This is a genomic window from Haloarcula sp. H-GB5, assembly GCF_054850705.1.
The window spans coordinates 536,758-562,504 of record NZ_JBTWBG010000001.1; the positions used below are offsets into that span (position 1 = coordinate 536,758).

Sequence of the window (25,747 nt, forward strand, 5' to 3'; positions counted from 1 at the left end):
ATGAGACAGTGTGGCAAGTACGATTATGTGCGTTCCGGTTGCGGTCGTCCTGCCGCTCCCCGGAGTGCGCCCTCTTTGAGTTCGCGAGCCTTCGCTTCGAGCCGGTCGGCCACGGTGTCGGCCGAATCGCCGTTCTCGTGGCCCTCTGCAACGATATCGACCAGTGCGGAGCCGACGATGATACCGTCAGCGCCGGAAGAAACGATGCGTTCGGCGTGGTCACCGGTCTTGATACCGAACCCGACGGCCTTTGGCACGTCCCAGTCTGAGAGCCGGGCCAACGACTCCTCGGTGGCGTCGTCCACGTCCTCTCGTGCGCCGGTGACACCCAGACGCGCCTGGACGTAGACGTAGCCCGACACCTGTTCGAGCATCCGTTCGAGCCGGTCGCCCTTCGTCGTCGGCGCGACGATGAACACCAGATCGAGGCCGAACTCGTCACAGGCCGTCCGGAGCGGGCCGGCCTCCTCCCCGGGCAGGTCCGGGACGACGAGACCCTCAATGCCGACCGCAGCGGCCTTCTCGACGAACGGTCGCGGACCCTCGCTCTCGCCGTACTGGTAAATCAAATTGTAGTAGGTCATACACACCAGCGGCACGTCCACGTCGAGGTCCTCGACGAACTCGAAGAAGCGATCGGGCGTCATCCCGGCTTCCAGCGAGCGGACGATGGCGTTCTGGATGGTCTTGCCTTCGGCAATCGGCTCGGAGAAGGGCAGGCCGAGTTCGATGGCATCCGCGCCGCCCCGGGCCAGCGCCTCGACGTATTCTAGTGACGCCTCGTAGTTCGGATCGCCGGCCGCGAGGTACGGGACGAAAGCAGGCTCGTCAGCGAAAGCGCGTTCGAGCCCCATCAGAGGCCACCCCCGCCGACCCGCTCAAAGATAGACATATCGGGCGCGATATCGAGGTCTCGCTTGCTGGTCTCCTCGATGGCTATTTCGAGGTCCTTGTCGCCGCGGCCGGAGACGTTGATGACAACGGAGTCACCGACTTCGTCGTGGTGCTCTTCGAGATAGCCGAAGGCATGGGCCGTCTCCAGAGCCGGAATGATACCCTCGTCTTGAGAGAGGCGGTGGAACGCCTCCAGCGCGGCGTCGTCGTCGACGTTGACCGGCGTAACCCGGTCCTCGTCGACGAGGTGGGCGAGTTCCGGGCCGACACCGGCGTAGTCCAGCCCCGACGAGACGGAGTGCGATTCCATGATCTGGCCGTCGGAGTCCTGCAGGAGCTTCGTGCGCGCGCCGTGAAGAACACCCTCGTCGCCGGTCGAAAGGGTGGCGGAGTTCGGTGCCACGCCTTCCTCCTCATCGACCTGCAGCGAGGAGCCACCGGCCTCGACGGCGTAGAGGTCGACGCCAGTGTCCTCGATGAAGTGCGCGAACGTCCCCATCGTGTTCGAGCCGCCGCCAGCACAGGCCATCACGGAATCGGGCAGGCCGCCCATTTTCTCGATAGCCTGCTCGCGGGCCTCCTCGGAGATGACTGCCTGAAAGTCACGCACCATCTTCGGGAACGGGTGCGGACCGACGATGCTTCCGATGACGTAGTGAGTGTTCTCGACGGTAGTCGCCCACTCGCGCATCGTCTCAGAGATCGCTTCCTTGAGCGTGCCCCGGCCAACGGTCACGGGGACGACCTCCGAGCCGTTTATTTTCATCCGGAAGACGTTGGGGCGCTGTCGCGCGATGTCGGTCTCGCCCATGTAGATCTCACAGGGCATGTCTAAGTGAGCTGCCGCCATCGCCGTCGCCGTGCCGTGCTGGCCCGCGCCGGTCTCGGCGATAATCCGCTCCTTGCCCATGTACTTCGCTAGCAAGACCTGCCCGAGCGCGTTGTTGAGCTTGTGTGCGCCGCCGTGAAGCAGGTCCTCGCGCTTGAGGTAGACGTCCGTGTCGTACCGGGCCGAAAGCTGGTCAGCGTATTGCAGCGGCGTCGGTCGGCCACCGAAGTCGGCCAGCCGTTCCCGGAACTCGTCCATGAAGCCGTCCTCGTTTTCGAGCACGTACCGCTGGTAGGCGTCGGTCAGCTCCTCGATAGCTGGCATCAATGCCTCGGGCACGTACTGTCCACCGTACTCGCCGAACTTGGGATCGTATGCGTCGTCAGTGCTCATGTGTCTGTAGTTGTCGTCTCAACCGCATCAGTGTCCGCGCGTGTCAATCGCCGCGTGTTCGCTTCCACGTCCGTCGCCGCGTCGTGGTCCATGATCGCCGAACCGATCAACAGGGCGTCCGCACCGGCGTCGCGCATCCGCCTGACGTCGTCCGCTGTCTGTATGCCACTTTCAGCAATGAGTGTGACGCCCTCTGGAACGTCTGGCGCGACGGCTTCGAACGTTCCGAGGTCGACCGCCAGCTCGCCGAGGTCGCGGTTGTTGACGCCGATGATGTCCGCGCCGGCGTCGAGCGCTTTCTCGACCTCTGCCGCGGTGTGAGTCTCGACGAGGACCTGGAAGCCACGCTCGCGCGCGGCCGTGAGGAGATCTGCGAGGTCATCGGTCCCGTCCGCTTCAAGAAAGCGGACGATGAGCAGTATCACGTCCGCTTCGACCACATCCAGCTGTGCCTCGTGAAGGATGAAGTCCTTCCGCAGGACGGGCACGTCGACAGCGTCCCGCACAGCTTCGAGCGTCGCCGCCGACCCGCCGAAGTGGTCCGGCTCCGTCAACACCGAGAGCGCCGCCGCGCCGCCCTTGACCATCTGTCGTGCGAGGTCGACCGGGTCGTCGGTCCGCTCGCCGTCCGCGGTCGGACTCGTCGGCTTGATTTCGGCGATGACCGGCGTCCGCCCGTCGACCACCGCCGCGTCGAAGGCATCGGGCAGCGAGCGGGGCGTCACCGATACCCGGTCTCCGCTGCCACCGCGCTCCCGCGCCGCGTCGAGAATCGATTGAACCGCTGGTGCTATCTCCTCACTGTCGTCCATTACTGAACACTAACGTACAGAAGTGTACATAAGAGTTGTCCTATTCTCTCGGGGAGCAGAATACAAGCGAACCAGCAGGCTGTCAACCATGGCACACTTCTATACTCTTCCGCGTTAACTGCTCACACATGTCGTTCCAGACAGCCATCCGACCGGCCGAATCGATGGATATCGCGGATATCCGCCGGGTCGCCAGAGCCGCGTGGCACGCGGTATACGACAATGTCCTCGGGAAAGAGACGGTGAACAGTCTCCTCAACGAGGGGTATGCGCCGCCGCTGTTGGAGCAGATGATCGAACTCGAAGAAGTCGGTCTGTTCGTCTCTACAGCCGACGATGACGTAGTAGCGTACATGAGCTGTGGGATGACGGACGCGACAGGCTTCGGCGACCTCGACCTGTACGTCCATCCAGACTACTGGGGCGAAGGGATCGGGACGGAGCTGCTCCATCGGGGCGAACAGCACCTGCACGAACTTTCGGTGCGGAAGATCCGCGACGAGGTGCTGGCCGAGAACGAGGTCGGCAACGCGTTCTACCGCTCCCACTTCGAGAAGGTCGGCGAGCGGACGACCGAGGTCGATGGACAGCAACATCCGGTGAACGTCTACGAGCGACGACTGTAAACGCCATCCGGGAGTTACACCGCGTGTGTGACTCACACGCTCTCGTAGCTCGTGTAACAGCGTTTAAGCCGCTGAAACCGCTTCGTCGGTGCAATGAGCTACAAGATCGGACTCGTCGGCAAGCCCTCTGTCGGCAAGTCTACGTTTTTCAATGCGGCGACGATGAACGATGTGCCGGAGGGCGCGTACCCGTTCACCACAATCGATCCCTCGATGGGCGAAGCGTACGTCCGCGTCGACTGTGCGGCCCCGGAATTCGACCACACCTGCACGCCCAACCACGGCTACTGTACAGAGGGCGTCCGGTTCGTCCCAACGAAACTCGTCGACGTTGCCGGCCTCGTCCCCGGCGCACACGAGGGGAAAGGGCTGGGGAACCAGTTCCTTACGGACCTCAACGAGGCCGACGTGCTCGTCCACGTTGTGGATTTCACCGGCGAAACAGACCTTGAAGGGGAACCCACCGAGGACCACGACCCGCGAGAGGACATCGACTTCCTCGAAGACGAACTGGACATGTGGTATCTCGACATCCTTGAGAAGGGCATCGAACGCTACCGCTCGGGCTACCACGGCGAGGACAAGGCCATCGAAGACGACCTTGCCGAGCAGATGTCGGCGTTCAAGATCAACGCCGACGAGATCAAACAGGTCGTGCTCGCGCTGGATCTGGAACTCGACCCCGACGCCTGGGACGACGAGGACAGAGAGGCACTCGCTCGGGAAATCCGCATCCGGACCAAGCCGATGCTCATCGCGGCGAACAAGATGGACACCCCGGAAGCCCAAGAAAACTGGGAGACCGTCACCGAGGACCCGGAGTACGAACACCTCACGTTCGTGCCCGTCTCGGCCCATGCTGAGAAGGCGCTGAAAAACGGCAACGAGCAGGGCGTGCTTGACTACCGACCGGGCGACGAGGACTTCACCGTGACGGCTGACCTGCCCGAAGAGAAGGCCGCAGGCCTCGAACAGATCCGGGAGTTCGTCACCGAGTTCGGCGGCACGGGCGTCCAGCAGGCCCTCGAAACCGCACTGTTCGAGGAACTGGGGGCTATCGCGGTGTTCCCCGGCGCTCGCAAGCCACAGGAGGACGGGACCTTCCTGCAGGACTGTTTCGTCCTCCCCGACGGGTCGACCGCCGAGGACTTCGCGTACTTCCTGCACACCGATATCGGCGAGGGATTCCTCCATGCCCACGACGTGCGCACCGAGCGACAGATCGGCGCTGACACTGAACTCGATCACCGCGACGTCGTCGAAATTACGACAACGAACTGATACTGTAAGATTCACCGCTGATACTCTGGGGGTGCGATTTTTTAAACGCCGGTGTGAATTTTTCACATGCACCTCGTACGACCCCGTTCCGTTGTCTATTTGACAGCAGCGCCGAGGCGATTTCAATGACGACGACGGATGATTCGACGGGCCCGCTTGGCCGACTTATGCTTGCGGTCGGCACTGTGCCGATGACGATCGAACCGTACCTGCCGACGCCGCTCCGCCGGACGTTCAGCGCCCGTGTCTTTCTGCTGGCAGCGATGTCGATTGTGGGCGCACCGGCGCTGGCTGTCGTGCTGTTTTCCTCCGTGACAGCCGCCGCGATATTCATCGGGTTTGTCGTCGCCGTGACCGGTTTTCTGGGCTACTGTGAGATGTACCGCGCGATAATCGAGATCAACCGAAAGGCGACGGCAGTCGACAACGGCCAGTACGACATCGACTTCGGCGTCGACCGGATCGACGAGGTCGGAGACGCGTACACGAAACTCGAACGGGCCGCGACCTCGCTCGGCCAGAGCATCCAGGAGGCAAACGAAGCCCAAGAACGCGCCGAGGAAGCGCGCGAAGCAGCCGAGGAGGCCCGTGAAACCGCGGAGTCTGAGCGCAGCGAGATGGAGGCGCTGAGCAGTCACCTCGAACTGAAAGCGACACAGTACCGAACAGCACTCGACGACGCAGCCGCCGGCGATCTGACTGCCCGCGTCGATACTGACAGCATCAGTGACGCCATGGCGGCCGTCGGGACGGCGATTAACGAGACGCTGGCTGCCTTGGAGACTGCCATCGGCAGCGGCCAGTCGACCTCGACACGTATCGCCACTGGGAGTGAAACCGTATTGACCGACGGCCAGCAGGTCCGTGACGAGACACAGTCCGTGGCCGACACCGCATCTGACATCGCCGACGGGGCAGAAACCCAGCGCCAGCAGCTAGACGATGCGGCGAGTGAACTCAGTGACCTCTCGGCGACTGTCGAGGAGATGGCGTCCTCCGTCGCTGAAATCGCTGACCAGAGCAACACTGCCGCGGACCTCGGCCGAGACGCTCAGCGGTCTTCGTCGGAGGCCCAGAGCGCCGTCGACGAGATCCGACACTACTCGACGAGCACCGCGAGCGAGGTCAAGCAACTCGACGATATCGCCGAAGACATGGCCGAGATCGTCGAAGTCATCGACGGTATCGCCGAGGAGACGAATATGCTCGCGCTGAACGCCTCCATCGAAGCCGCCCGTGCCGGCCAGGCAGGCTCGGGCTTTGCCGTCGTCGCGGACGAAATCAAACAGCTCGCGACCGAGACACAGGCCGCCACCGGCGACGTGGAGGACCTCATCGGATCGCTGCGGTCGCAGGTCGGAACGTCCGTCGACGCCATGGAGACGATGGAAGACGCTGTCGACCGCGGAAGCAGCACTATCTCCGAGACGATTACGACGCTCGAAGACGTGGTCGACGCCACTGTCGATGTTAACGGCGGCATTCAGGAGATCGACCGGGCGACCGACCAGCAGGCGACCAGCGCACAGGAAGTCGTGCGGATAATCGACGACATCAACGATATCGCCGGGGAGACCGCAACCGACGCCCGTGAGATGGCAACGACGGTGGACCAGCAGGGCCAGACCGTTGCCGGGATGGTCGACTCGGTGGAGCGGTTCGCTGACGTCGCCGAGACGCTCAACGACGAACTCTCACAGTTCGATACCACCGGGACCGACGGTGTGGATGCGCCGGCTGGCACCGAGTCCGCGATGAGCGACTGAAACGAGTCAGGTACTGATTTACACACTGTCGGCCGGGAGGCGTACGGTTACAGCAAGAGGTGAGCCAGCAGGGCAATGATGGCGACTTTCTTGACGAGGATGACGCCGATGATCAGTTGCGTCGTCGACAGCCCCCGGACGCGTTCGATGCCCCGCCGGACGAACGCGGGCGACTGCGCCAGTTCATCGACCAGCAACCGCCACTCCGCACGGAACGTCTCGGCGGCCGACCCCTCGCCGTCGGTGTAGGCGGCCTCCGGCCGCGGAAGCCACTGGGAGCCGGTGTATTCGAGTTCGATTAGCGACCCCTCGAGATGACTGGCCTGCTCGAACTGCAGGCCGGTCGCTTCACAGAGCCGCTCGACCTTGGCGATGTCGCGGTCGCTGTCAAGGTCGTAGCGTCGCTGTATCGTCTCGGTCGCCCAGTCGAACTGAAACCGACAGACGAGTTCGCTCTCGCCGACCCACACGTCGACGACCTCGGCCAGTTCGACCGTGCCGGCCGTTTCTTTCCGCTTCCGGTGGAGGTGCTCGTACTCGGTGGGGGACTCCATCGAGGCCGTCACCTGGGTCTCCGTCTCGGGCATACTTCTCGGCAGTAGTGTTCGGCCGACGACACTATACGTTTTCTCCCGCTGGAACGGCTGGGGACTCCGTGACCGTGGCGAAACGAAGACCCGCCACCGACACAGTCAGAAGTCGACCGGACACCCATTGATCTCACCGCCACGCATCCCCTCGGCGAGCCAGTAAATGGAGAGGGTCAACACCACGAGCGCAAGCAACGCGAATTCCAGCCCGTCAAGCGGTAGAAACAACAGCGAGGTCGAGACGCCGAGCAGCGACAGCAGCCCCAGCAGCACCGCCGACCCACAGGCCGCACAGCCCGCGCCGAGCGTTCCGAGAACGACGCCCGCAACGCCTGCACCGCCCTGCTGGAGGTCGAGACCGTGTTCGCGGAAGTGGTACGTCACCAGACCGATGTCGACGCCGGTGAGGACGGCGACGACGACCAGCAGGATTCCCTGTGCAGGGTTGAACGACGTGCCGATGAACGGGTACAGTTCGGCGAGCACGCGCAGTCGGCTGGCAAGCGGGAGCGACCCACCGACCACGAGGTCAAGCACCAGCGGGACGTTCAGCGAGACGACGAACAGCGTCAGCGAGACGGCGGCAGCGATCACCGCGACCGCCGCATAGACCGGAAGTGTGAGCACGAGCCTGACCGTCCGACCCATGAGTCGCCAGTCGCCGCGCGTCGTCGGCAGTCGGAGCCCGCGCGTGATGCTCATTCGTCGCGCTCTCCCAGTGCCTCCGCGATGAGGTCGTAACTGACGCTCCCGTTGACTTTCGTCACGAACTCACCGTCCTCGAACAGCAGAATGATCGGCGTCGTCTCACCCAATCCGGCGTCCTCGGCCGCCTGGATGTCGGCCTGGACAGCGTCGTCGTGTACCCTGTTTCGGGCGTCGCGCGCGACCGCCTCGCCGTCTACCTCGGTCTCCTCGGTGAGAAACGTCGCCGTCCGGTCCAGAACGTTGTCCGGGTCGAACGACGACTGCTCGGCGAAGTAGTGATCGAACAGCGACCAGTACGCCTCGCTGTCACGGGCGAACGTCGACTCCAGCGCCTGTGTCGCCGGCTCACCCCAGGGGTAGATGACCGGGTACGTCCGGACGACATACGCGCCTTTGCCCGTGTCCACGATGTTCTCCCGTATGTCCGGGAGCGTGTTCTCGTGGAAGCGGCGACACGTGGGACAGGAGGGGTCTTCGAACGCCAGGATGACGTGGCCACCCAGCTCGCCGCGGCGGGGCTGGGCGTCGAGATCGGCGGCCGCCGGGTGGCTGTCAACGGATTCGGCGCTGTCCGCCTCGCTACTGCAGCCTGCGACTGCGCCGACGACACCCACCCCGGAAAGCGTGAGAAAGCGTCGTCTGTTCATGTACGACTGGTTGGCCCGCGTTGGTTTAGCGTTTGTTCTACTGTGTGGCCCCGATGAGTAACCGTCTTGTCGCCGGCGGCGGTACCATCTGGCGGCCGATGACGACGACTCACTGGGCCGAACCGGGGTGACTCCCTGCTGATGACGAGCCCTATGAGTGCCGAGGCTCTTTGCCACTCCCTAGCTGTGATTGAGGACGGTTCTCTGCAGGTATCTCTAGAGCTCAGTTGCCACCGACATGGGACGTATCTAGAACGAAAGTCACTGTGACCCCCCCTCCTGTAGAAATGCTCTCTATGAGTATTTACCACGATTAGAAGCTAAATTATACACAGTTTTATTGTTCTAGTATCACTGCTGATACTCTCGGCAACGGCTTTTTCCCGGTCATTAGCTACAGATTGAGCAATGGAAGATGAAAGACAGCAGCCGTGGACTGGAAGCCGGCGGCGGGTGCTTGGAATGCTCGCGGCGGGCGGAGCGGCCACACTGGGTGGCTGTTCGAGTGGTGGAGACGCTGAATCAAGTACAGCCGACGGTGGGAACGGAGCGGCCGGGTCAACCAACAGCTCCCAGTCAGTCGTTGTCAGTTCGAAAGGCTACACAGAGCAATTGAATCTCGGATACCTCGCCTACGAATTGCTCGCCAACAACACGGGTGTGAGTCTCGTAGATGAAACCGGCTTCGGCGGGAATGCTGCACACGCCGAGGCCTATCAGGCCGGGGACATCCACGCATACTACGATTACATGGGGTCGCTGTGGGCTGCGCACCCGCCCCAGCACGACGAAGCGACCTTCGAGACGCCAGACGAGCAGTACACCGCGTTAAAATCCGAGATGGAATCAGAACATCCGATTCGGATCCTTGACCGCGCAGACTGGCAGAACACGTGGGCCGTGTTCATCCGCGAGGACGCTATCGAAGGGACCAGTATCGAGACAATCAGTGATCTCGCCGGCTACGTCAACGACGGAAACTACGATATCCGACCGGCGTTTGGCGACGGATTCAGGGATCGTAGCGACGGTTTCGATGCCTTGCTCGAGTACTACGGATTTGAGAGCGAGCACGTGGAGCGCTGGGAGGCAGAACAGGAGTTCATCGAGGCAGCGTCGGCGCAGGCGGCTGGCACGGCCGTCGACGAAGGCTACGCTGATCTCAGCTTCGGGTACAGCACCAGCGCGTGGCTCACAACCGTTGAAGATATCGTGTACCTCGATGACGACCGGAATTTCTGGCCGTTTTTCCACCCGGTCGGCGTCGTTCACGAGGACGTCGCAACGGACGCCGTGGTGTCGGCACTGAACAAGATGCCGGACGCCATTCCTGACGCGAAAACGATGCAAGAGCTGAACAGTCACGCAACCGAGGTCGGCAGCCAGCAGGCGGTTGTTGAGCACCTCAAGGCCAACGGCTTCATCTGAATCAGTATGGACGAACCTACAACACATTCAGGCGACGGTGACGACGAATCAGCAGACGCGACAGAGTCAGCGGCCTCGAACACGACAGGGCTGGAGCGAGCGAAAGCCGTTGCGCTACTGCCACTTCAGTCGTACATCGTCAAGTTCGCTGTTGCGTTGCTCGTAATTGTGGTACTCATTGCGGCCGGCGGATTCTGGGTGCAGGGGAACGCAACTGCCACACTCGAAGACGACACAGCACAACAGCTTGAGCAGGAGGTCAACGCCGAGTCCGGCCTGCTGAACGAGTGGGTTGAGCGGAACGAGCGGCCGGTGCTCGTCGCCTCAAACAATCCGTTGCTCGGTTTCAACACGACGCGCGAGGACCAGCAGGCCTACATGGAAAGACTGGCCGGAGACGAGCTACAGGCCGACCGCGTCGTTGCCGTCCACCTTGCAGACCCCACCGTCGGCACAGCGGGGGAGGCAAGGATTGTGGCGAGTACTGACGAAACGCTCCGCGGAACGCGCGTCACATCGGACGCACATCCGTGGGTCGACCGGACTCGGTCCATCGGCCGCGACACAGTGGTTTCATCCAACCCGTACACGAACGCGAACGGCAAGCGAGTGGTCAGTTCGATGAGTGTTGCCGCCGATTTCACCCACGTACTCGTGGTCGAGTACGACGCCAGCGACCTGAGCAAGCAGTTCAGCACTGGTATCGACGGGACGTTCACGCAGGTTGTCCGTCCGACCTCAAGTTCGACTGAGGTGTTGTTCTCCGACGCCGGTACCGATGCTGTCGGACAGCCGTACATCCCAAATCAGTCACAGGCTGATATCCCCGAGATCAGTACAGCTACTGAACAGGGTACTTTCACCAATACGCCAGCAAAGGAAGCAGTGCTTGACACCGATTACGTCGCCGCGTACGCGACCATCCCCGGAACAAACTGGGTCGTCATCAAGCACACACCTGCAGCGAACGCGTTCGCACTGAGCGAGCAGATCCGAACTGATATTCTGGCGTTCATTCTGATCGCACTCGGTGGTGTGGTCGTCATCGGTGGAACGATTGGACGGAACACGGCGACATCCGTACAACAGCTCTCCGCGGCCGCGACCGCCATCGAGGAGGGCGAGTACAATGTCGACGTTTCGAGCTCCCGCCGAGATGAGATCGGTCAACTGTTCACGTCTATCGGGAGTATGCGCGATGCACTCGTCTCGAAAATCGACGAAACCGAAGCTGCCCGTGAGCAAGCAACAGACGCTCAGCAGGAAGCGGAGGAAGAGCGTGCGCGCGCTGAGCAGGCAAAGGAGGAAGCTGAAGCGCTTGCAGCGGAACTCGAACAGCAAGCAGAAATATACAGCGACGTGATGGAAGCGTGCGCAGACGGTGACCTGACCCGTCGTCTGCCCGAAAGCGAGACTGACAACGAGGCGATGGCGGCTATCGCCTCGTCGTTCAACGATATGCTCGCACAGTGGGAACGCACTATCGTCGACATTCAGGAGTTCGCGGATACCGTCACAGCCGCGAGCGAGGAAGCTGAAGTCGGGGCGGCTGACGCCGAGCGTGCGAGCGGCGAGGTCAGCGAATCGGTTCAGGAGATCGCGGCTGCCGCCGACGAGCAACGCGATATGCTGGACACAGTCTCAGGAGAGATGACTGACCTTTCGGCAGCCATTGAAGAGGTGGCTGCGTCCGCTGACTCGGTTGCAGACCACTCGAATCAGACCGCTGACGTCGCCCGAGAAGGCGAGGACACGGCCAGAGACGCGCTCGAAAGTTCGCGCAGGGTACAGGAGGCAATCGACACGACTGTCGAGAACGTTGAACAGTTAGACGAGCAAATGGCGGAGATCAGCACCATCGTTGAGCTGATCGCTGATATCGCCGAGCAAACGAATATGCTCGCGCTGAACGCGAACATCGAAGCTGCCCGTGCCGACAAAGACGGCGAAGGGTTTGCCGTCGTGGCCGACGAGGTCAAGGAACTCGCCGGGGAAACGCAGGCATCCGCGACCGAGATCGAGCAACTCATTACGGACGTACAGTCACAGACGGAGACAACCGTCGACGAAGCCAGAGTGGCTGAGGAATCGATGGCAGAAGGCATCGATGCGGTCGAAGAAGTCATGGCGGCATTCACAGAAGTATCGGAATACGCCGACAAGACGGACGCCGGCGTTCAGGGGATCAGCGACACCACCGATGACCAGGCCGCCAGCACTGAAGAAGCGGTGTCGATGACCGAGGAGGTCGCTGACCTCAGTGAATCCACTGCTGATGAGGTACAGAGCGTGTCCGCCGCCGCAGAGGAGCAAGCGGCCTCGATGTCGGAGATTAACGACAGCATCAAGTCGCTGAGCGGACAGGCCGAACAGCTCAAGACGCTACTGTCCGAGTTTGACGTCGCTGTCGACGAGAGCCAGCGATCCCGAGACCGCTGATCGACAACGGAGCAGCCCCCGGCTGACGCTCGAAACCGTCCCGTACACACGGCTTCCTGTACCGGTTCGCTACGTGTGTTGGTCGTGACGCGGGTGCGCTTTGCTACATATGTCGGCCGCAACGCTGACCCGACCTCGCCGGTCGGTTTCGGCGCGTGAGAATCACCAGTATGCCTTTATTTTGTTCGGCTGAGCAACACACATGAGCGTCATCTGTGAATTCGAATTGCAGTCCGCAGATATGCCGCTGTGTGCAGTCGCTGCCGAACTGAACACCCGACTGATCGTCGACAATGTCGTCTCCGGCACGACCGACGAGCCGGCACTCGTGTTCTCCGCAACGGGCGTCGAACCGGACGCGCTCGAATCGGCGTTGCTCGGCGACGAATCAGTCGTGGAGTTCGTCGCCATGGACTCGGATATCATCGAGTCACGGTATCGGGTCGTCCTCGATACGGATTACGTCGAAATGTACACCCAACTCGTCGACCGGCAGACGTATCCGATGGGTGCGCTCGTGACCGAGCACGGGTGGAAGGTGAGCACGCAGTTCGCCGACCGAGCAGATCTCGAAGCGTTCCGGGACGCCTGTCAGTCAAGCAGTGTCGCGTTCCGTCCGCATCGGCTCTGCGAGACGGAGCACGGCGGCGACAACTACGGGCTCACCGCTCCGCAGCGAGAGGCGCTGCTGGCAGCCCATCGACTGGGATATTTCGCCGTCCCTCGTGGGGCAGACCTGACGGAACTTTCAGCGGAACTCGGTACGACCACGTCCGCGATTTCGGAGCGCCTCCGTCGTGGCACGGACCAGTTGATCGACCATACGATTGCCAGCTCCGAACAGTGACAGCCGGCTAGTCGGAGCGCGGCTATTTCGGCGAAATGACCTCTCTTATAAATTGCTGTACATATGTTGGCAACGGTTAGGGCTGGGACTTGCGTAGCACTACATGACGGTGATCCAAAATGACGATTCAACAGCACCCACACGTCACTGACCGCGAAGCACACTTCGTCGGGGGCGGTATTGCCTCCCTCGCTGGCGCGGCGTTCCTCGTCCGGGACGGCAACATGCCCGGCGAAAACATCCATGTCTACGAAAAGCTGGACGTCGTCGGTGGCGCGATGGACGGTGCCGGCGACCCGGACGAGGCGTACCTGATCCGGGGCGGTCGGATGTTCAACTACCCGGCGTACGAATGTACGTGGGACCTCTTCGAAACGATTCCGTCGCTCGAAGACGACTCGCGCTCGGTCAAAGACGTGATGGACGAGTTCAACGAAGCGCACCCCTCGTACGCGAAAACACGGCTGATGCGCGAGGGCGAACGGATCGACGCGGGTGAGTACGGACTGACGCGCCAGCACCGGCAGTCGATCGTTCGGTTGCTCCTCACGCCCGAACCGCGACTCGGTGACACGCGCATCGAAGAGTGGTTCGATGAGTCGTTCCTAGAGACGAACTTCTGGTACGTCTGGGCGACCATCTTCGCGTTCCAGCCGTGGCACAGCGTCGCCGAGGTCCGACGGTACATGTACCGCTTCCTCCAAGAGTTCCCGCGCCTGCACACCATGGAGGGTATCGACCGGACGAAGTACAACCAGTACGACTCGATGATCCTCCCGCTCCGGCGCTGGCTCGAAGACAGGGGCGTCTCCTTCGAGTACGGCCACGAGGTGACGGATATGGACATCGTCCCGTCGCGGACGGGGCGCACCGTCGAGCAGCTCTACTGTGAGACCGACAGCGGAACGGAGACGGTTCCCGTCGAGCCGTCCGACCTCGTGTTCGTGACGAACGGGTCGATGACCGACGGCTCGTCTATCGGCGGGATGGACGAGGCCCCCGAACTGAACGAAACTGGCGCGTCGTGGGAGCTGTGGAAGTCCATCGCCGAGGACAACCCACAGTTCGGTAATCCGTCGGTGTTCGCGGACAACGTCACGGAGACGAAATGGGAGTCGTTCACCGTTACCCTGCACAACACCGAGCTGTTCGACCACATCGTCGATTTCACTAACGAGGAACCGGGCAACGGGCTCGTCACTTACCTCGGGTCGAACTGGCTGTTGTCGACGGTCGTCGCCGACCAGCCCCACTTCGCGAACCAGCCGGATGACGTGAAGGTATTCTGGGGCTACGCGCTGTTCCCGGATCGGGAAGGGAACTACGTGGAGAAACCGATGTCCGAGTGTACCGGCCGCGAGATCCTGCAGGAGCTGTGTTACCACCTGCAGTGCGAGGAACGGCTCCCGGAGATACTCGACGACGTGACCTGCATCCCGGTGATGATGCCGTTCATCACGGCGCACTTCCAGCCCCGGGAGCCTGGTGACCGGCCCGACGTCGTTCCGGACGGGTCGCACAATCTGGCGTTCCTCGGACAGTACGCCGAACAGCCACGGGACGTCGTGTTCACCGTCGAGTACTCCGTCCGGTCGGCGATGACCGCCGTCTACGAGATGCTCGACCTCGATCAGGAGGTGCCCCCGGTGAGCAAACACTACCGAGAGCCCGGTGTCATCGCGGACACTGTTCGCGCCGCGTACCGCTGAGAAGCAAGGGCGGTACAGGCGAGGACATTCCAGTGTTTTAGTACGGTGACGGAGATGGGTGTGTATGCACACACCGACGCGCTCCGCTCGGAGGGTACGATGGTAAACCTCGCGCTCTCGGCAGCACAGCTCGTACTCGCGCTCGTACTCGTCGGACTGAACGGCTTCTTCGTCGCCGCCGAGTTCGCCTTCGTCCGCGTTCGCGGCACATCGGTCGAACAGCTCGCTGACGAAGGCCGGGCCGGCGCAGGCTCGCTTCAGGCAGTGATGGCGGACCTAGACAACTATCTCGCGGTGACCCAGCTCGGGATTACGCTTGCCTCGCTGGGACTGGGGTGGGTCGGTGAGCCCGCCGTCGCAGCGCTGCTTGAACCCGTCCTCGCCCCGGTACTGCCGGAGAGCCTCCTTCACGTCGTTGCGTTCGCAATCGGGTTCACCATCATCACGTTCCTCCACGTCGTCTTCGGTGAACTCGCGCCGAAGACGTTCGCTATTGCTCGGACTGAGCGGCTCTCGCTGTTGCTCGCGCCGCCGATGAAGCCGCTTTACTATCTGTTCTATCCCGGTATCGTCGTGTTCAACGGCTCGGCAAACGCCTTTACGCAATTACTGGGTGTCCCACCGGCGTCGGAAACGGACGAGACACTTGGCGAGCGCGAGATACGCCGGGTGCTTGCTCAGTCCGGCGAAGAGGGGAACATCGACGCGGCGGAGGTCGACATGATAGAACGCGTGTTCGACCTCGACGATACGGTCGTCCGGGAGGTCATGGTCCCGGGTCCCGACGTTGTGAGCGTGCCAGCCAACGCCACGCTGTCGGATATCCGGTCGGTCGTCCTCGCTGAGGGACACACCCGGTATCCGGTGGTCGACGCCGACGACAGCGACCAGATCGTCGGGTTCATCGACGTCAAGGACGTGTTGCGGGCCGGCGAAGAAGACAGCGAGAACGTGACTGCCGGCGACATCGCCCGCGAGATACCGGTCGTCCCGGAGACGACAGCGATCAACGATCTCCTGTTGCAGTTCAGGCAAGACCGCCGGCAGATGGCCGCGGTCATCGACGAGTGGGGGTCGCTGGAGGGTATCGCGACGATCGAGGACGTAGTCGAGGCCGTCGTCGGCGACCTGCGCGACGAGTTCGATGTCGATGGCCGCGAACACGCGATCCGCAAGCAGAGCGACGGGAGGTACGACGCCGACGGCGGCGTTCCGCTATCGACAGTGGGCGAGGCGCTCGGTGTCGACCTCGATATGGACGCGGTTGAAACCATCGGCGGACTGGTGCTGAGTCAGCTCGACCGCGCGCCGGCGGTCGGCGACACCGCTGAAGCAGCCGGACACGTGTTCGAGGTGACGAGCGTCGACGGCACCCGAATCTCGACGGTCGAGATAAGCAAGGGCGACGCTGACGACTCGCTGTCGGCCGAGTGAGTGACGGTCAGAAGAACTCGCCCAGATAGACAGATTTGGGCTTGAAAACGTCCGTAAACGGCTCGCGAGCCGCCTCGTCGTGTATCTCAAGACCAGCCAGGCGTTCAGCTGCAGCGACGCCGTGCGTACCGACGGCCAGCTGGGAGAGCGTCGCGATGTCGACGGCCACATCGGCTGCCGAGTCGGCGGATGGAAGCTGGTCGACCGTCGCGGTCCCACCGCTCACTGACAGACGGAACAGACCGTCGTTGCGGTCGAGCAGCGGGTCACTGACCGAGAGCGTACAGTCGAGATCGCCCCCGGGCCAGTCGAGGCGTTCGAGGTGGCTCACGTCCGTGAGCCGAACCATCGGCCCGGCCTCGACTGTGCAGTCGACCGCACCGGGGTCGTCGACACGATGGAGGAGGTCAGTGTCAGGCGGTAGCTGGAGCGTGACGCGCTCGATCTGTGCCCCGTGATTCCCGAGGAACGCGAACAGCGCGCGGCGGGCTTCCTCGTCGACGGCCGCGAAGTTCGAGACCGAGAGCGTGTGGTCGGCATCGTCCGCGACGGTGTACACGAGATACCCACGGAGGTCGCCGTCGCGTTCGTAGCCGTAGCAGTACGGGACACCGTCGTCGTCCCAATCGGCGAGGGTCCGCTCGCGCCACCACGCTTCCGAGCGCCGGAGCGAGAGCGCCGTTCCGGCAGCCGCAGCGGTTTCGACCCGGCGGAGCCGCTCCCAGTCGTCGGCGTCGAGGCTGATCATCTGTCCAGCAGTGTCATCGTCCGGGAGCGCCGACGGTGGCAGGTCGAAGCGGCGAGAGGTGTTCGCCGTTCCCCATCCCAGACGGTGGTAGAACGGCGTCGAAAACGGCCAGAGAGTGACGAAGCCGACATCAGCCTCGCGGTACTCGCGCAATGCGTGGCGACAGAGGTCAGCAGCGTACCCCTGTCCGCGATGCTCCGGCGGTGTCGCGACCGCACCGAGGCCGCCGACCGCCGTCGCCGTGCCGCGGACGGTCGTGTCGAGAAAGTACAGCTTGCAGACCGCCCGGAGGGTGTCGTCGTCGTAGAGGCCTCGCTGGTCGAACAGCGACGGCGGCCAGTCGCCGTCTGAGTCTGGGATTACAGGCCCCTTGCTGGGCGCGAACGCGTACTGGAGTATCCGCTGGCAGGCTTCGCGGTCAGTCGCCGGGACGGGGCGGAACTCGGACATATCGTTGCAGGCGGTCGCCAGCTACAGAAACCTAGTCATCTGCGGGCCGGCGTCGCGGTCCTTCTCGGAAGTGGGTCGTCACGGCACGTACCAGATACCCCGGTCTCGGTCAAGGAGTGACCCGACGACGATGTGCGGGAGCGCGACAATACTGATGAACATGCTCCAGAACGCCACCGCACCAGGGAGCAGGTTGCCTGTTCCCAGCGGGTTCGGGAACGCCCAGTAGACGGCGACGAGGACGCCAAAAGTGGCCAGCGCCCCGAGGACGAGGACGATCCAGGCGCGCAACGCGACGGTCGAGGCGTCCGCGCCGCCGAGCAGGTCCCAGCGCTCGTCGCCGACCGGCTCTGTCTCGACGGACGCTGTCCGCGCCACCTGTCGGGCGGAGTACCAGAACGGGAAGTACAGACCGACGGCGACGAGGACCGGCACAGATGCGAAGTACACCGCGAGCAACAGCGACTCCCCGGCGTCGACGAGCCAGGAGCGGCCGCCGCCGCGTATGTAGCCCAGCACGATGTGCGCCGTCAGGGCGAGCCCGTAGCCCGACCCGATGACGAGTCGAGTTGTGTCGAACGACCCCGCGTACGACGAAAGTGCCCCCGGTTCGACGAGGCCAACCATCAGCGAACTAAACGCGTGGAACGTCTGCGGCCAGAACACGATGGGGACGAGCATCACCGCACCGCCGCGGACAGCCGCCGCCAGCCCGCGCTGGAACCGGGTCCGGAGGTGGTCGGTACCGCTCGTAGCCTCCAGCACCTGCAGGCCGCCGAGGCCCCCCTTCGCCATGGCGACGGTCAGCGCCAGCGCGAGGCCGGCGACTGGCGCGGCGAGAAAGAGGCCGACGAACCCGCCGATAGCCGCCAGATACACCGCGACGTAGCGCCAGCGGAATGAGGGGCGGCGGCGACGGAGGTTCTCGAAGTGCTCGTACCCGCCGTGGGGAAGGTTGAGTGCGACCATCCCGACGAGGTACACCACCATCTGGGCCCGGAGCGGGACTCTGACCTCGGCAGCGCCGAGGAGACCGAAAATGACAGCAAGTACCAGCAGGCTCGCCCGCGAAAGCAAAAGCGACGGATGGCGGTCGGTGTCCCGATGCCGCTGCCAGACGGACCCTAGGCTGGTCGTGGGCATATCGCGAGCCTAGGGAAATACTCACAATAAACGATGCAATGGATTCCAGCAGACTGGGAACAGACCGATGGATTGACTGAATAGATATCCGTTGTGAGGTCTTGGGAATCCGAGGAACCCTTTTTCAGGCATAGTCGCTAGCGGCTGCTATGCGTGATGGCCTTCCTCGCGACCGGACGGTGACCGTCGTCGGCGGCGGCTTCGGCGGCCTCTCGGCTGCGTGCTACTTAGCCGACGCCGGGGCCGACGTGCGACTGCTCGAACGCCACGACCGCCTCGGCGGCCATGCAGGCGTGCTTGAACGCGACGGCTTCCGGTTCGACACCGGCCCGTCGTGGTACCTGATGCCCGACGTGTTCGAGCGCTTCTTCGGGCATTTCGACCGCGAGCCGAGCGATTACTACGAACTGGAGCGGCTCGACCCCCAGTACCGGGTGTTCTGGAAGGACGGCGACCGCGTGACGATGCGGCCGAACCGCGAGAACGCGTACGAGGTGTTCGAGTCCTACGAGGACGGAGCCGGCGACGCGCTGGTTGAGTATCTCGACCGAGCCGAGCAAAACTACGACCTCGCGATGGACCGGGTCGTCTACGAGGGCCGCGAACGGCTGCGTGACTACGTCGACACCGACCTCCTCCCGCTCGCGCCGCGGGCACGGCTGTTCGGGTCGATGGACGACTACGTCAGCCGCTACATCGACCACCCGAAACTCCGGCAGTTGCTGGAATACACGCTTGTGTTTCTCGGCGGCGCGCCACACAACACCCCGGCACTGTACAGCATCATGAGCCATGTCGACCTGAACATGAACGTGTTCTACCCGGAGGGCGGCATCGCCGGCGTCGTCGACGGCCTCGGGTCGCTGGCTCGGGAACTCGGCGTCGACATCCAGGCTGGAACTGAAGTCCAGCACATCGCCGGCGAGGCGGGGGCGTTCGAACTGACCACCGAGGACGGCGTCGTCACTTCCGACCTCGTGGTCAGTAACGCCAACCCCGCATACACCGAGCAGAATCTGCTCGACCCCGCCGTTCGCGACCACGACCCGGACCACTGGGACGACCAGACGTACGCGCCGTCGGCGTTCATGCTGTATCTCGGTGTCGAGGGCGACGTGGACCCACTTGCCCACCATTCGCTGGTCCTGCCGACAGACTGGGACGACCACTTCCAGCAGATATTCGACCGCCCGGCGTGGCCCGACGACCCCGCCTACTATCTCTCGGTCACGTCGAAGACCGACGAGACAGTCGCTCCCGACGGCCACCACGCCGTCGTTATTCTGGTCCCAATCGCGCCGGGGCTGGACGACAGCCCTGACATCCGCAAGGAGTACCGGGAGTTCGTTCTGGACGACCTCGCCGAACAGACCGACGTGGACCTCCGCGACCGCATCGTCGTCGAAGAGACGGCGTGTGTCAGCGAGTTCGCCGAGCGCTACGGCGACCCCCAGGGGACGGCGCTCGGACTGGCACACACGCTGTTCCAGACCGGACCGCTCCGCCCCGGCCACCGCGCCGGCCTCGACGGGCTCTACTACACCGGAGCTTACACGACGCCCGGCATCGGGATGCCGATGTGTCTTATCAGCGGCGAACACACCGCCCGGGACATCATCGAGGACAGCCCGTTCGAGAGGAAGCAGGACCGCTCGGCCTCGACGGCGGACTGACGCCGCCCGCTGTGCGGGAAGTGTCCGCGAACCGTTCGAATCACAGCGTGCTACCGTTGCACACACCGCGGCGGAGCCTCGAACAGTTTATTGTCCCGCTTCAGGTAACGGGGGCATGGAGAAGCTCCGCGAGTCGCTACACGAGGCCCCGATCATTGACAAGGACGGATACTCCTATCTGGTCCACCCGCTCAGCAACGGCGTCCCGATGCTGGAGCCGGAACTCCTCCGCGAGGTCGTCGTCGGCGTGACGCGGGCGGCCGACCTCGACGTGGACAAGATCGTCGCCCCGGAGGCGATGGGTATCCACATCGCGACCGCGCTCTCACTGCAGACGGATATCCCGCTCGTGGTCATCCGGAAGCGTTCCTACGGCCTTGAGGATGAGGTGCCGCTGCACAAGACCACCGGCTACTCCGAGTCGGAGATGTTCATCAACGACATCGAGGCGGGCGACGACCTGCTCATCGTCGACGACCTGCTCTCGACGGGCGGAACGATGGCCGCAATCTGCGAGGCGCTCGACGACATCGGGGCGAACATCTCGGATATCGTCGTCGTCTTCCGGAAACAGGGCGACTCAGCGCTCGACGACACCGACTACGATGTGACCAGCCTGCTCGACATCTCGGTCGACCAGGACGGCGTGACTATCCACGACTGAGCCGACGCCTGCCGCGAGACGTTACCCCTGCTCGACAGCGGCGGCCATGTGCTCCCGGGCCTCCTCGGGCGTCATCCCGCGAACGCCACATGCACAGGAGAGCAGGTCGGGGTCGGTCAGGTCGTCGACCTCCTCGGCGCTGGCCCGGTCGAGTACGTCCTCGTCAGCGTCGTAGTCGAATGTCACCCGATATGTGACCTGTGCCACGCCCTCTATCTGGTGGGACTCGTCGGGGTCAGGGTTCGCGATGGCCTCAGCGTGCTCTTCCTGCATCGCGGACTTCCACTGTTCGAGGTTCGCCTCGGGGTCCGAATCGTCGGGCATACGCTGGCTGTCGGCGGCAGGCCTGAAAAAGCGAGCGCTGGCGCTCCGGTCAAGCGGGAGCCAAGAAAGGGGCTGATTCTCGGAACGCTTTTTCCGCCAGCAAACACTGGCTTTCCTGTGGTCGACTCCCGATTCGTCTCCGACCGACCTCGGCTCCTGTTGGCCGCCGCCACCGCTGTCGCCGCCGTTGCGACGGCCGGCAGCCTCTATCTCTCGCTTGGCCTCGGATTGACGCCTTGCCGGCTCTGCTGGTACCAGCGAATCCTAATGTACCCGCTGGTAGTCATTCTCGGCGTCGCCGCCATCGAACGCCGACCCGGTGTCATCCGGACGGCGCTGCCGCTTGCCGTGCCGGGTGCCGCCATCGCGGCCTACCACTCCTGGCTGCAGGTGAGCCAGACGACCTGTGGTATCGGGGCGATCAGCTGTGCACAGATTCAGTACCGCGTACTCGGCCTGACAGTGCCGAACCTCTCGCTGGTGGCGTTCGTACTTGTGACCGGGCTGGTCGCTGCGGCCGCGCGACCGTCTGGCAGTCAGTTCTGATTCGCGGGAACAAGAAAGCCAGTGAGCGGCCGATACCGGACAGCCTTCGCCGGGACCGCGCCCCTTTTTCGGGTTGCCCGACGTGGCTCCGATATGGAGTACACTAGACTCGGTTCGACCGGAACGACGGTTTCACAGCTGTGTTTCGGTACCTGGCGCTTCGGCCGGGAAACGGGCGGCGTCGTCGAGACCGACCGCGAGGAGGCTCACGAACTCCTCGATGCGGCGTGGGAGCGGGGCATCAACTTCATCGACACCGCCAACGTCTACGGCAATCCAAACGGGACCAGCGAGGAGTACATCGGCGAGTGGCTCGACGATTACGACCGCGAGGACTTCGTCATCGCCTCGAAGGTGTACTTCCCCTTCGACGGCCGCGGCGAGCCCGGTCCCAACGACTCCGGGCTCGGGCGCAAGCACATCCGCGCCCAGATTGAGGGGACACTGGACCGCCTCGATACGGACTATCTCGACCTCTACTACATCCACCGCTGGGACGAGCACAGCGACATCGAGGAGACGCTGTCGACGCTTGATGACCTCGTCCGTGCGGGGAAAGTCCACCATCTCGGCGCGTCGACGATGGCCGCCTGGCAGCTGACCAAAGCCCTCTGGAAGAGCGACGTTGAGGACTACGAGCGCTTCGAGGTGACACAGCCCCTGTTCCACGCCGGCTACCGCGACGACGTGAAAGACTACCTGGATGTGTGTGCCGACCAGGACATGGCCGTCTGTCCGTACTCGCCGCTGGCCGGTGGGTTCCTCACGGGCAAGTACGAGCGCACGGACGACGACGACCCGACGGCCTTCGAAGGGCCGGAAGGCTCGCGGGGCTCGCTGTCCGACCGCTTCGAGGACTTCTACCTCTCCAAGCGCGGCTGGCACGTCCTCGATGAACTCCGCGCCGTCGCAGACGAACTCGATGCCACCCCCGCCCAGGTCGCGCTCCGCTGGCTCATCGAACAGCCGGACTTCACCTGCGTCCCCATCGTCGGTGCCCGCACCGTCGATCAACTCGACGAGAACGTCGGTGCGACGGACATCTCGCTGTCCGACGAGCAGTTCAACCGGATCGTGAGCGCCCGCTACGCCGAGGACGGCGAGCGCTGGGGCCACCGAGCGTAATTGGGAGACGAACTGACAGAACCACGCTGGAGTCAGGAGATGCTCTCGTCGTTCCGGGGGCGTTCGATCTAATCGCGGCCCGGTAAGATTCTCGGCCGACTACTGATAGATTTACGACGCTGATTTGCTGGCCCTGTCACCAGAAACAGCCACTGTCTCAGGTGCAATCTCGCCCAACAGCCAGACCGCTCCGCCAGTGACGAGAAACAGGCCGCCAAGCGCTGCGACTGTCGTGGTCGCCGTGGTTGCATCCGCCAGCATCCCAGCAGCAAGTGCCAGTGGCGTCCGGAGTAGCATATTCAACATCGACACCGCGGAGAGCAACGTCGCCCGTCCGACCGCCTCGACATGGTCATTGACGTATCCGTTAGCGATCGGCTGGACCAGCGGCTTCGCGGTTCGCATCGTCGCGAACGCCGGGAGTGCCGCAAGCGCGATCCACAGCGGTATCACGAGCGCGACAGCCGTCAGAACTGGCACGACGACGACGGCTCTGTGGACCCCGAGACGGTCCTCAATTGTGCCGGCGTAGTAGCCGCCAGCGGACGACACTGCTGTCAGGACGGCGTACAGCACCCCCAGTCCGAGGGCAAGTGCCGCGCCGGCCTCGCCTGCTCGCGCCGCCGCGATCGGACCACCGGCAGGAATCTGAACGCCGATAGCGGTGGCGTACGGCCCCAGTGTCTCGACGACCATCGGCTGGACGTAGGTGCTGGAAACGCCCAAAACGGCATAGAACAGCCCGATGTACAGGATCAGTGCCCGAAGCGGCGGTCGAGCCAGATACGTGTAGATGACGGAGACGGTTTCCAGTGGATCGAGACGGTCGGCGGAGTTCCCGTCATCACCCCGGGCAGCGTACTGGCGATTTTTCGGCAGTGAGAGCAGGCTGAGGAAGCCGAGACTGTTGAAACCGATCGCAGCAACGAACGGATAGCTCGGGTGCAACCCGTACAGCAGGCCACCGACAACCATCGATACCGCTGCAGTCCACTTCTGCACTGCGTCGCCCCGGCCACGGATATGACTGAACTGCCCACTATCGAGTCGTTCAGTGAGCGTATCGTACAGCCACGCATCCATGCTACCCGAGCGTAACGTCAGCGACAGCGCCCACAGTGCATAGAGGAAGGCGTACCAGAGGAAACCCGACGCGAGAACGAAGCCCGCGAGGGAGACAACGGTGAACAGCACGCTGAGAAGGAGGCTCGCCCGCCGCCCGAGCCTGTCACCGACGTAGCCTGTTGGGATCTCGCCGACGACAGATAACCCTGAGTAGGTCGCTGAGAGGATACCAACCTGTGTGAACGTCAGCGTTCGCAGGAGAAACAGAGTGAAAACAGGAGTGATAAATCCGACAGCGATCGTGGCACGGTACAGATAGTACCGGCGCACTAACCCACGGTCGGATACCGATCGGAACATACGAATGCTGTCAATTTCGGGGGACTAAGATCCTTCCTGAAACGCACTTCTGTTTAATTTCTAACGGGAAGAAGTAGCGATCAGCACACATCGGCCGTACCGACAGTATACTCTGAAGCGCGTCAGACAGTTTCCGAGGGGTCGACGACCTCATCAGTGGCCGGATACACGCCGACCTGATCGCAGTGGCCCGCCAGCGGGCACGCATCGGGGTCGTCCAGACAGGCCGGCTTTCTGGCCGAGCAGTACTCCCTGCCGAACTGAATCATCGCGGTGTGTCCGAACCCGCACTTCTCCGCGGGCACATCGCGCTCCAGATACTCACGGACGGTTTCGTGGTCGGCGTCGGCCGGGGCCAGTCCCATCCGGCGGGCGATGCGGTGGACGTGTGTATCGACTGGAAACACGCCGCCGCGACCGCCCGCGAACAACAGGACGCAGTCGGCAGTCTTCGGACCGACACCGTTCATGTCGAGCAGTGTCGACCGCACCGCCTCGGGGTCGCTCTCTCTGACGAACTCGTCGAAGCCCGCCTCGCCGCCGTACTCCTCGCAGATGCGCTGTGCCAGTGCGATGATGCGCTCGGATTTCTGGTTGTACAGCCCGGCCGAGGAGATGGTTTCAGCGAGTTCGGGCTGGTCGGCGTCGGCCAGCGCACGGGCGAGGTCGGTCCCGCCAGTGTCCCCCTCGCTGGTCGCATCTTCATCGCCGCCATACCGTGCCATCAGTTCGTCGTGGGCGGGCTGGCTCGCCTTGTCGGAAGTGTTCTGACTGAGAATCGTCCGGACGAGGCACTCGAAGGCGTCCCGGCCGCCGTAGGTCTTCGTCCAGTACATCTCGCCGAGACGGTCGACGACGGCTTCGGCTCGCGTCCCCGCCGTCTCCGGGTCGAACGTTGCCGACTGGCCACCGCCAGCGGTCCCGCCGCTGATGTTCTCCGCTGGTTCCTCGTCGTTCATACCGGGTGCCAAGGCTGGGACCGACAAAACGCCTGTCCCGAAAGTCGGTCGCAGCGCAGACGAAGCGTATACCGGCGGCTGGCGAGAATCGGTGATTCCAGTGTGGTCCACAGCAAAGGACCTGAAATGGGGCGTCCTTGGGGCGAGACGCCCACGGGACAGACACGAAAAGCTCGTGGCGTGCGGCGACGGGCTATGCCCACGGTGGCCGTCGCCGCGAAAGATGGTCGAGACTGACAGGTCAGTACACACTCACGTCCTGACTCTCACCTCCTGTCGGGCGGCGT

Annotated in this window: 23 protein-coding genes; 12 read left to right on the forward strand and 11 right to left on the reverse strand. The window is 63.3% G+C overall.

The window, feature by feature from the left end:
* Nucleotides 1-23: 23 nt before the first annotated feature.
* From trpA to trpC, 3 genes are read right to left on the reverse strand one after another with little or no spacing between them, the layout of a single operon-like run.
* A complete protein-coding gene (gene trpA / locus ACYJ11_RS02875) occupies nucleotides 24-854 on the reverse strand; it encodes a tryptophan synthase subunit alpha (protein ID WP_188974583.1) in 831 nt (276 codons plus the stop codon).
* On the reverse strand, nucleotides 854-2,116 hold the full coding sequence (gene trpB / locus ACYJ11_RS02880) for a tryptophan synthase subunit beta (RefSeq protein WP_461646647.1): 1,263 nt from the start codon (nucleotides 2,114-2,116) through the stop codon (nucleotides 854-856). The genes trpA and trpB overlap by 1 nt, the downstream gene beginning before the upstream one ends.
* Nucleotides 2,113-2,928, reverse strand: a complete 816-nt coding sequence (trpC, locus tag ACYJ11_RS02885; protein WP_461646648.1) for an indole-3-glycerol phosphate synthase — start codon at nucleotides 2,926-2,928, stop codon at nucleotides 2,113-2,115. Before trpC ends, trpB begins: the two co-directional genes overlap by 4 nt.
* Before the next feature lie 128 nt (nucleotides 2,929-3,056).
* On the opposite strand from trpC, the gene ACYJ11_RS02890 reads away from it, so the two are divergent.
* From ACYJ11_RS02890 to ACYJ11_RS02900, 3 genes are all read left to right on the forward strand, one after another.
* Nucleotides 3,057-3,554, forward strand: coding sequence for a GNAT family N-acetyltransferase (locus tag ACYJ11_RS02890; RefSeq protein ID WP_188974589.1), 498 nt, complete (start codon nucleotides 3,057-3,059; stop codon nucleotides 3,552-3,554).
* Between the two features lie 93 nt (nucleotides 3,555-3,647).
* The gene (locus tag ACYJ11_RS02895; protein ID WP_461646649.1) at nucleotides 3,648-4,835 is read left to right on the forward strand and encodes a redox-regulated ATPase YchF; all 1,188 of its coding nucleotides are present in this window, start codon (nucleotides 3,648-3,650) and stop codon (nucleotides 4,833-4,835) included.
* 125 nt (nucleotides 4,836-4,960) lie between these two features.
* Nucleotides 4,961-6,601, forward strand: coding sequence for a methyl-accepting chemotaxis protein (locus ACYJ11_RS02900; protein WP_461646650.1), 1,641 nt, complete (start codon nucleotides 4,961-4,963; stop codon nucleotides 6,599-6,601).
* 47 nt (nucleotides 6,602-6,648) lie between these two features.
* Here the strand turns inward: ACYJ11_RS02900 and ACYJ11_RS02905 are convergent, their stop codons facing one another.
* The 3 genes from ACYJ11_RS02905 to ACYJ11_RS02915 all read right to left on the reverse strand — a co-directional run bounded on the left by ACYJ11_RS02905 (nucleotide 6,649) and on the right by ACYJ11_RS02915 (nucleotide 8,546).
* Nucleotides 6,649-7,188 (reverse strand): hypothetical protein, encoded by a 540-nt coding sequence (locus ACYJ11_RS02905; RefSeq protein WP_461646651.1) that lies wholly within the window; start codon nucleotides 7,186-7,188, stop codon nucleotides 6,649-6,651.
* A 105-nt stretch (nucleotides 7,189-7,293) separates the two neighbouring features.
* Nucleotides 7,294-7,893, reverse strand: coding sequence for a hypothetical protein (locus tag ACYJ11_RS02910; RefSeq protein ID WP_461646652.1), 600 nt, complete (start codon nucleotides 7,891-7,893; stop codon nucleotides 7,294-7,296).
* Entirely contained in the window at nucleotides 7,890-8,546 is a 657-nt protein-coding gene (locus ACYJ11_RS02915; protein WP_461646653.1) for a thioredoxin domain-containing protein, read from the reverse strand. The genes ACYJ11_RS02910 and ACYJ11_RS02915 overlap by 4 nt, the downstream gene beginning before the upstream one ends.
* A gap of 408 nt (nucleotides 8,547-8,954) precedes the next feature.
* Here ACYJ11_RS02915 and ACYJ11_RS02920 point away from each other — a divergent pair, with 408 nt between their 5' ends.
* The 5 genes from ACYJ11_RS02920 (at nucleotide 8,955) to ACYJ11_RS02940 (ending at nucleotide 16,403) form a co-directional block, all read left to right on the forward strand.
* Nucleotides 8,955-9,974, forward strand: coding sequence for a glycine betaine ABC transporter substrate-binding protein (locus tag ACYJ11_RS02920; RefSeq protein WP_461646654.1), 1,020 nt, complete (start codon nucleotides 8,955-8,957; stop codon nucleotides 9,972-9,974).
* Nucleotides 9,975-9,980: 6 nt separating this feature from the next.
* Entirely contained in the window at nucleotides 9,981-12,413 is a 2,433-nt protein-coding gene (locus tag ACYJ11_RS02925; RefSeq protein ID WP_461646655.1) for a methyl-accepting chemotaxis protein, read from the forward strand.
* A 202-nt stretch (nucleotides 12,414-12,615) separates the two neighbouring features.
* Nucleotides 12,616-13,260, forward strand: a complete 645-nt coding sequence (locus ACYJ11_RS02930) for a helix-turn-helix domain-containing protein (RefSeq protein ID WP_461646656.1) — start codon at nucleotides 12,616-12,618, stop codon at nucleotides 13,258-13,260.
* 119 nt (nucleotides 13,261-13,379) lie between these two features.
* Complete coding sequence (locus tag ACYJ11_RS02935; RefSeq protein ID WP_461646657.1) at nucleotides 13,380-14,969, forward strand: oleate hydratase; 1,590 nt, start codon at nucleotides 13,380-13,382, stop codon at nucleotides 14,967-14,969.
* A 54-nt stretch (nucleotides 14,970-15,023) separates the two neighbouring features.
* Nucleotides 15,024-16,403 (forward strand): hemolysin family protein, encoded by a 1,380-nt coding sequence (locus tag ACYJ11_RS02940; RefSeq protein WP_461646658.1) that lies wholly within the window; start codon nucleotides 15,024-15,026, stop codon nucleotides 16,401-16,403.
* A 7-nt stretch (nucleotides 16,404-16,410) separates the two neighbouring features.
* On the opposite strand, the gene ACYJ11_RS02945 is transcribed toward ACYJ11_RS02940, so the two are convergent.
* Together ACYJ11_RS02945 and ACYJ11_RS02950 are read right to left on the reverse strand one after the other, a co-directional pair.
* The gene (locus ACYJ11_RS02945) at nucleotides 16,411-17,601 is read right to left on the reverse strand and encodes a GNAT family N-acetyltransferase (RefSeq protein ID WP_461646659.1); all 1,191 of its coding nucleotides are present in this window, start codon (nucleotides 17,599-17,601) and stop codon (nucleotides 16,411-16,413) included.
* Nucleotides 17,602-17,679: 78 nt separating this feature from the next.
* Complete coding sequence (locus ACYJ11_RS02950; protein WP_461646660.1) at nucleotides 17,680-18,744, reverse strand: Brp/Blh family beta-carotene 15,15'-dioxygenase; 1,065 nt, start codon at nucleotides 18,742-18,744, stop codon at nucleotides 17,680-17,682.
* Nucleotides 18,745-18,893: 149 nt separating this feature from the next.
* Between ACYJ11_RS02950 and ACYJ11_RS02955 the strand changes: the two genes are divergently transcribed.
* Together ACYJ11_RS02955 and hpt are read left to right on the forward strand one after the other, a co-directional pair.
* A complete protein-coding gene (locus ACYJ11_RS02955; protein WP_461646661.1) occupies nucleotides 18,894-20,417 on the forward strand; it encodes a phytoene desaturase family protein in 1,524 nt (507 codons plus the stop codon).
* A gap of 115 nt (nucleotides 20,418-20,532) precedes the next feature.
* Nucleotides 20,533-21,081: a hypoxanthine/guanine phosphoribosyltransferase gene (gene hpt, locus ACYJ11_RS02960; protein ID WP_421642129.1), complete on the forward strand. Its 549-nt coding sequence runs from the start codon at nucleotides 20,533-20,535 to the stop codon at nucleotides 21,079-21,081.
* A 21-nt stretch (nucleotides 21,082-21,102) separates the two neighbouring features.
* Here hpt and ACYJ11_RS02965 read toward each other — a convergent pair whose 3' ends face one another.
* Entirely contained in the window at nucleotides 21,103-21,405 is a 303-nt protein-coding gene (locus tag ACYJ11_RS02965) for a hypothetical protein (RefSeq protein WP_421642128.1), read from the reverse strand.
* A gap of 117 nt (nucleotides 21,406-21,522) precedes the next feature.
* Between ACYJ11_RS02965 and ACYJ11_RS02970 the strand changes: the two genes are divergently transcribed.
* The gene (locus ACYJ11_RS02970; protein WP_188974618.1) at nucleotides 21,523-21,951 is read left to right on the forward strand and encodes a disulfide bond formation protein B; all 429 of its coding nucleotides are present in this window, start codon (nucleotides 21,523-21,525) and stop codon (nucleotides 21,949-21,951) included.
* A 93-nt stretch (nucleotides 21,952-22,044) separates the two neighbouring features.
* Nucleotides 22,045-23,076 carry an aldo/keto reductase gene (locus ACYJ11_RS02975; protein WP_461646662.1) on the forward strand — a complete coding sequence of 344 codons (1,032 nt, stop codon included), beginning with the start codon at nucleotides 22,045-22,047 and terminating at the stop codon, nucleotides 23,074-23,076.
* Between the two features lie 111 nt (nucleotides 23,077-23,187).
* Here ACYJ11_RS02975 and ACYJ11_RS02980 read toward each other — a convergent pair whose 3' ends face one another.
* Nucleotides 23,188-24,501, reverse strand: coding sequence for an MFS transporter (locus ACYJ11_RS02980; protein WP_461646663.1), 1,314 nt, complete (start codon nucleotides 24,499-24,501; stop codon nucleotides 23,188-23,190).
* A gap of 122 nt (nucleotides 24,502-24,623) precedes the next feature.
* Nucleotides 24,624-25,460: an endonuclease III domain-containing protein gene (locus ACYJ11_RS02985; RefSeq protein ID WP_461646664.1), complete on the reverse strand. Its 837-nt coding sequence runs from the start codon at nucleotides 25,458-25,460 to the stop codon at nucleotides 24,624-24,626.
* Between the last annotated feature and the right edge of the window lie 287 nt (nucleotides 25,461-25,747).

Coding starts and splice junctions, on each gene's coding strand:
- ACYJ11_RS02985 (WP_461646664.1), bottom strand. CDS start 25,460: ATGAACGACGAGGAACCAGCGGAGAACATCAGCGGCGGGACCGCTGGC.
- ACYJ11_RS02905 (WP_461646651.1), bottom strand. CDS start 7,188: ATGCCCGAGACGGAGACCCAGGTGACGGCCTCGATGGAGTCCCCCACC.
- ACYJ11_RS02910 (WP_461646652.1), bottom strand. CDS start 7,893: ATGAGCATCACGCGCGGGCTCCGACTGCCGACGACGCGCGGCGACTGG.
- ACYJ11_RS02975 (WP_461646662.1), top strand. CDS start 22,045: ATGGAGTACACTAGACTCGGTTCGACCGGAACGACGGTTTCACAGCTG.
- ACYJ11_RS02920 (WP_461646654.1), top strand. CDS start 8,955: ATGGAAGATGAAAGACAGCAGCCGTGGACTGGAAGCCGGCGGCGGGTG.
- ACYJ11_RS02940 (WP_461646658.1), top strand. CDS start 15,024: ATGGGTGTGTATGCACACACCGACGCGCTCCGCTCGGAGGGTACGATG.
- trpC (WP_461646648.1), bottom strand. CDS start 2,928: ATGGACGACAGTGAGGAGATAGCACCAGCGGTTCAATCGATTCTCGAC.
- ACYJ11_RS02915 (WP_461646653.1), bottom strand. CDS start 8,546: ATGAACAGACGACGCTTTCTCACGCTTTCCGGGGTGGGTGTCGTCGGC.
- ACYJ11_RS02945 (WP_461646659.1), bottom strand. CDS start 17,601: ATGTCCGAGTTCCGCCCCGTCCCGGCGACTGACCGCGAAGCCTGCCAG.
- ACYJ11_RS02895 (WP_461646649.1), top strand. CDS start 3,648: ATGAGCTACAAGATCGGACTCGTCGGCAAGCCCTCTGTCGGCAAGTCT.
- ACYJ11_RS02900 (WP_461646650.1), top strand. CDS start 4,961: ATGACGACGACGGATGATTCGACGGGCCCGCTTGGCCGACTTATGCTT.
- ACYJ11_RS02890 (WP_188974589.1), top strand. CDS start 3,057: ATGTCGTTCCAGACAGCCATCCGACCGGCCGAATCGATGGATATCGCG.
- ACYJ11_RS02950 (WP_461646660.1), bottom strand. CDS start 18,744: ATGCCCACGACCAGCCTAGGGTCCGTCTGGCAGCGGCATCGGGACACC.
- ACYJ11_RS02965 (WP_421642128.1), bottom strand. CDS start 21,405: ATGCCCGACGATTCGGACCCCGAGGCGAACCTCGAACAGTGGAAGTCC.
- ACYJ11_RS02935 (WP_461646657.1), top strand. CDS start 13,380: ATGACGATTCAACAGCACCCACACGTCACTGACCGCGAAGCACACTTC.
- hpt (WP_421642129.1), top strand. CDS start 20,533: ATGGAGAAGCTCCGCGAGTCGCTACACGAGGCCCCGATCATTGACAAG.
- ACYJ11_RS02930 (WP_461646656.1), top strand. CDS start 12,616: ATGAGCGTCATCTGTGAATTCGAATTGCAGTCCGCAGATATGCCGCTG.
- ACYJ11_RS02980 (WP_461646663.1), bottom strand. CDS start 24,501: ATGTTCCGATCGGTATCCGACCGTGGGTTAGTGCGCCGGTACTATCTG.
- ACYJ11_RS02925 (WP_461646655.1), top strand. CDS start 9,981: ATGGACGAACCTACAACACATTCAGGCGACGGTGACGACGAATCAGCA.
- trpB (WP_461646647.1), bottom strand. CDS start 2,116: ATGAGCACTGACGACGCATACGATCCCAAGTTCGGCGAGTACGGTGGA.
- trpA (WP_188974583.1), bottom strand. CDS start 854: ATGGGGCTCGAACGCGCTTTCGCTGACGAGCCTGCTTTCGTCCCGTAC.
- ACYJ11_RS02955 (WP_461646661.1), top strand. CDS start 18,894: ATGCGTGATGGCCTTCCTCGCGACCGGACGGTGACCGTCGTCGGCGGC.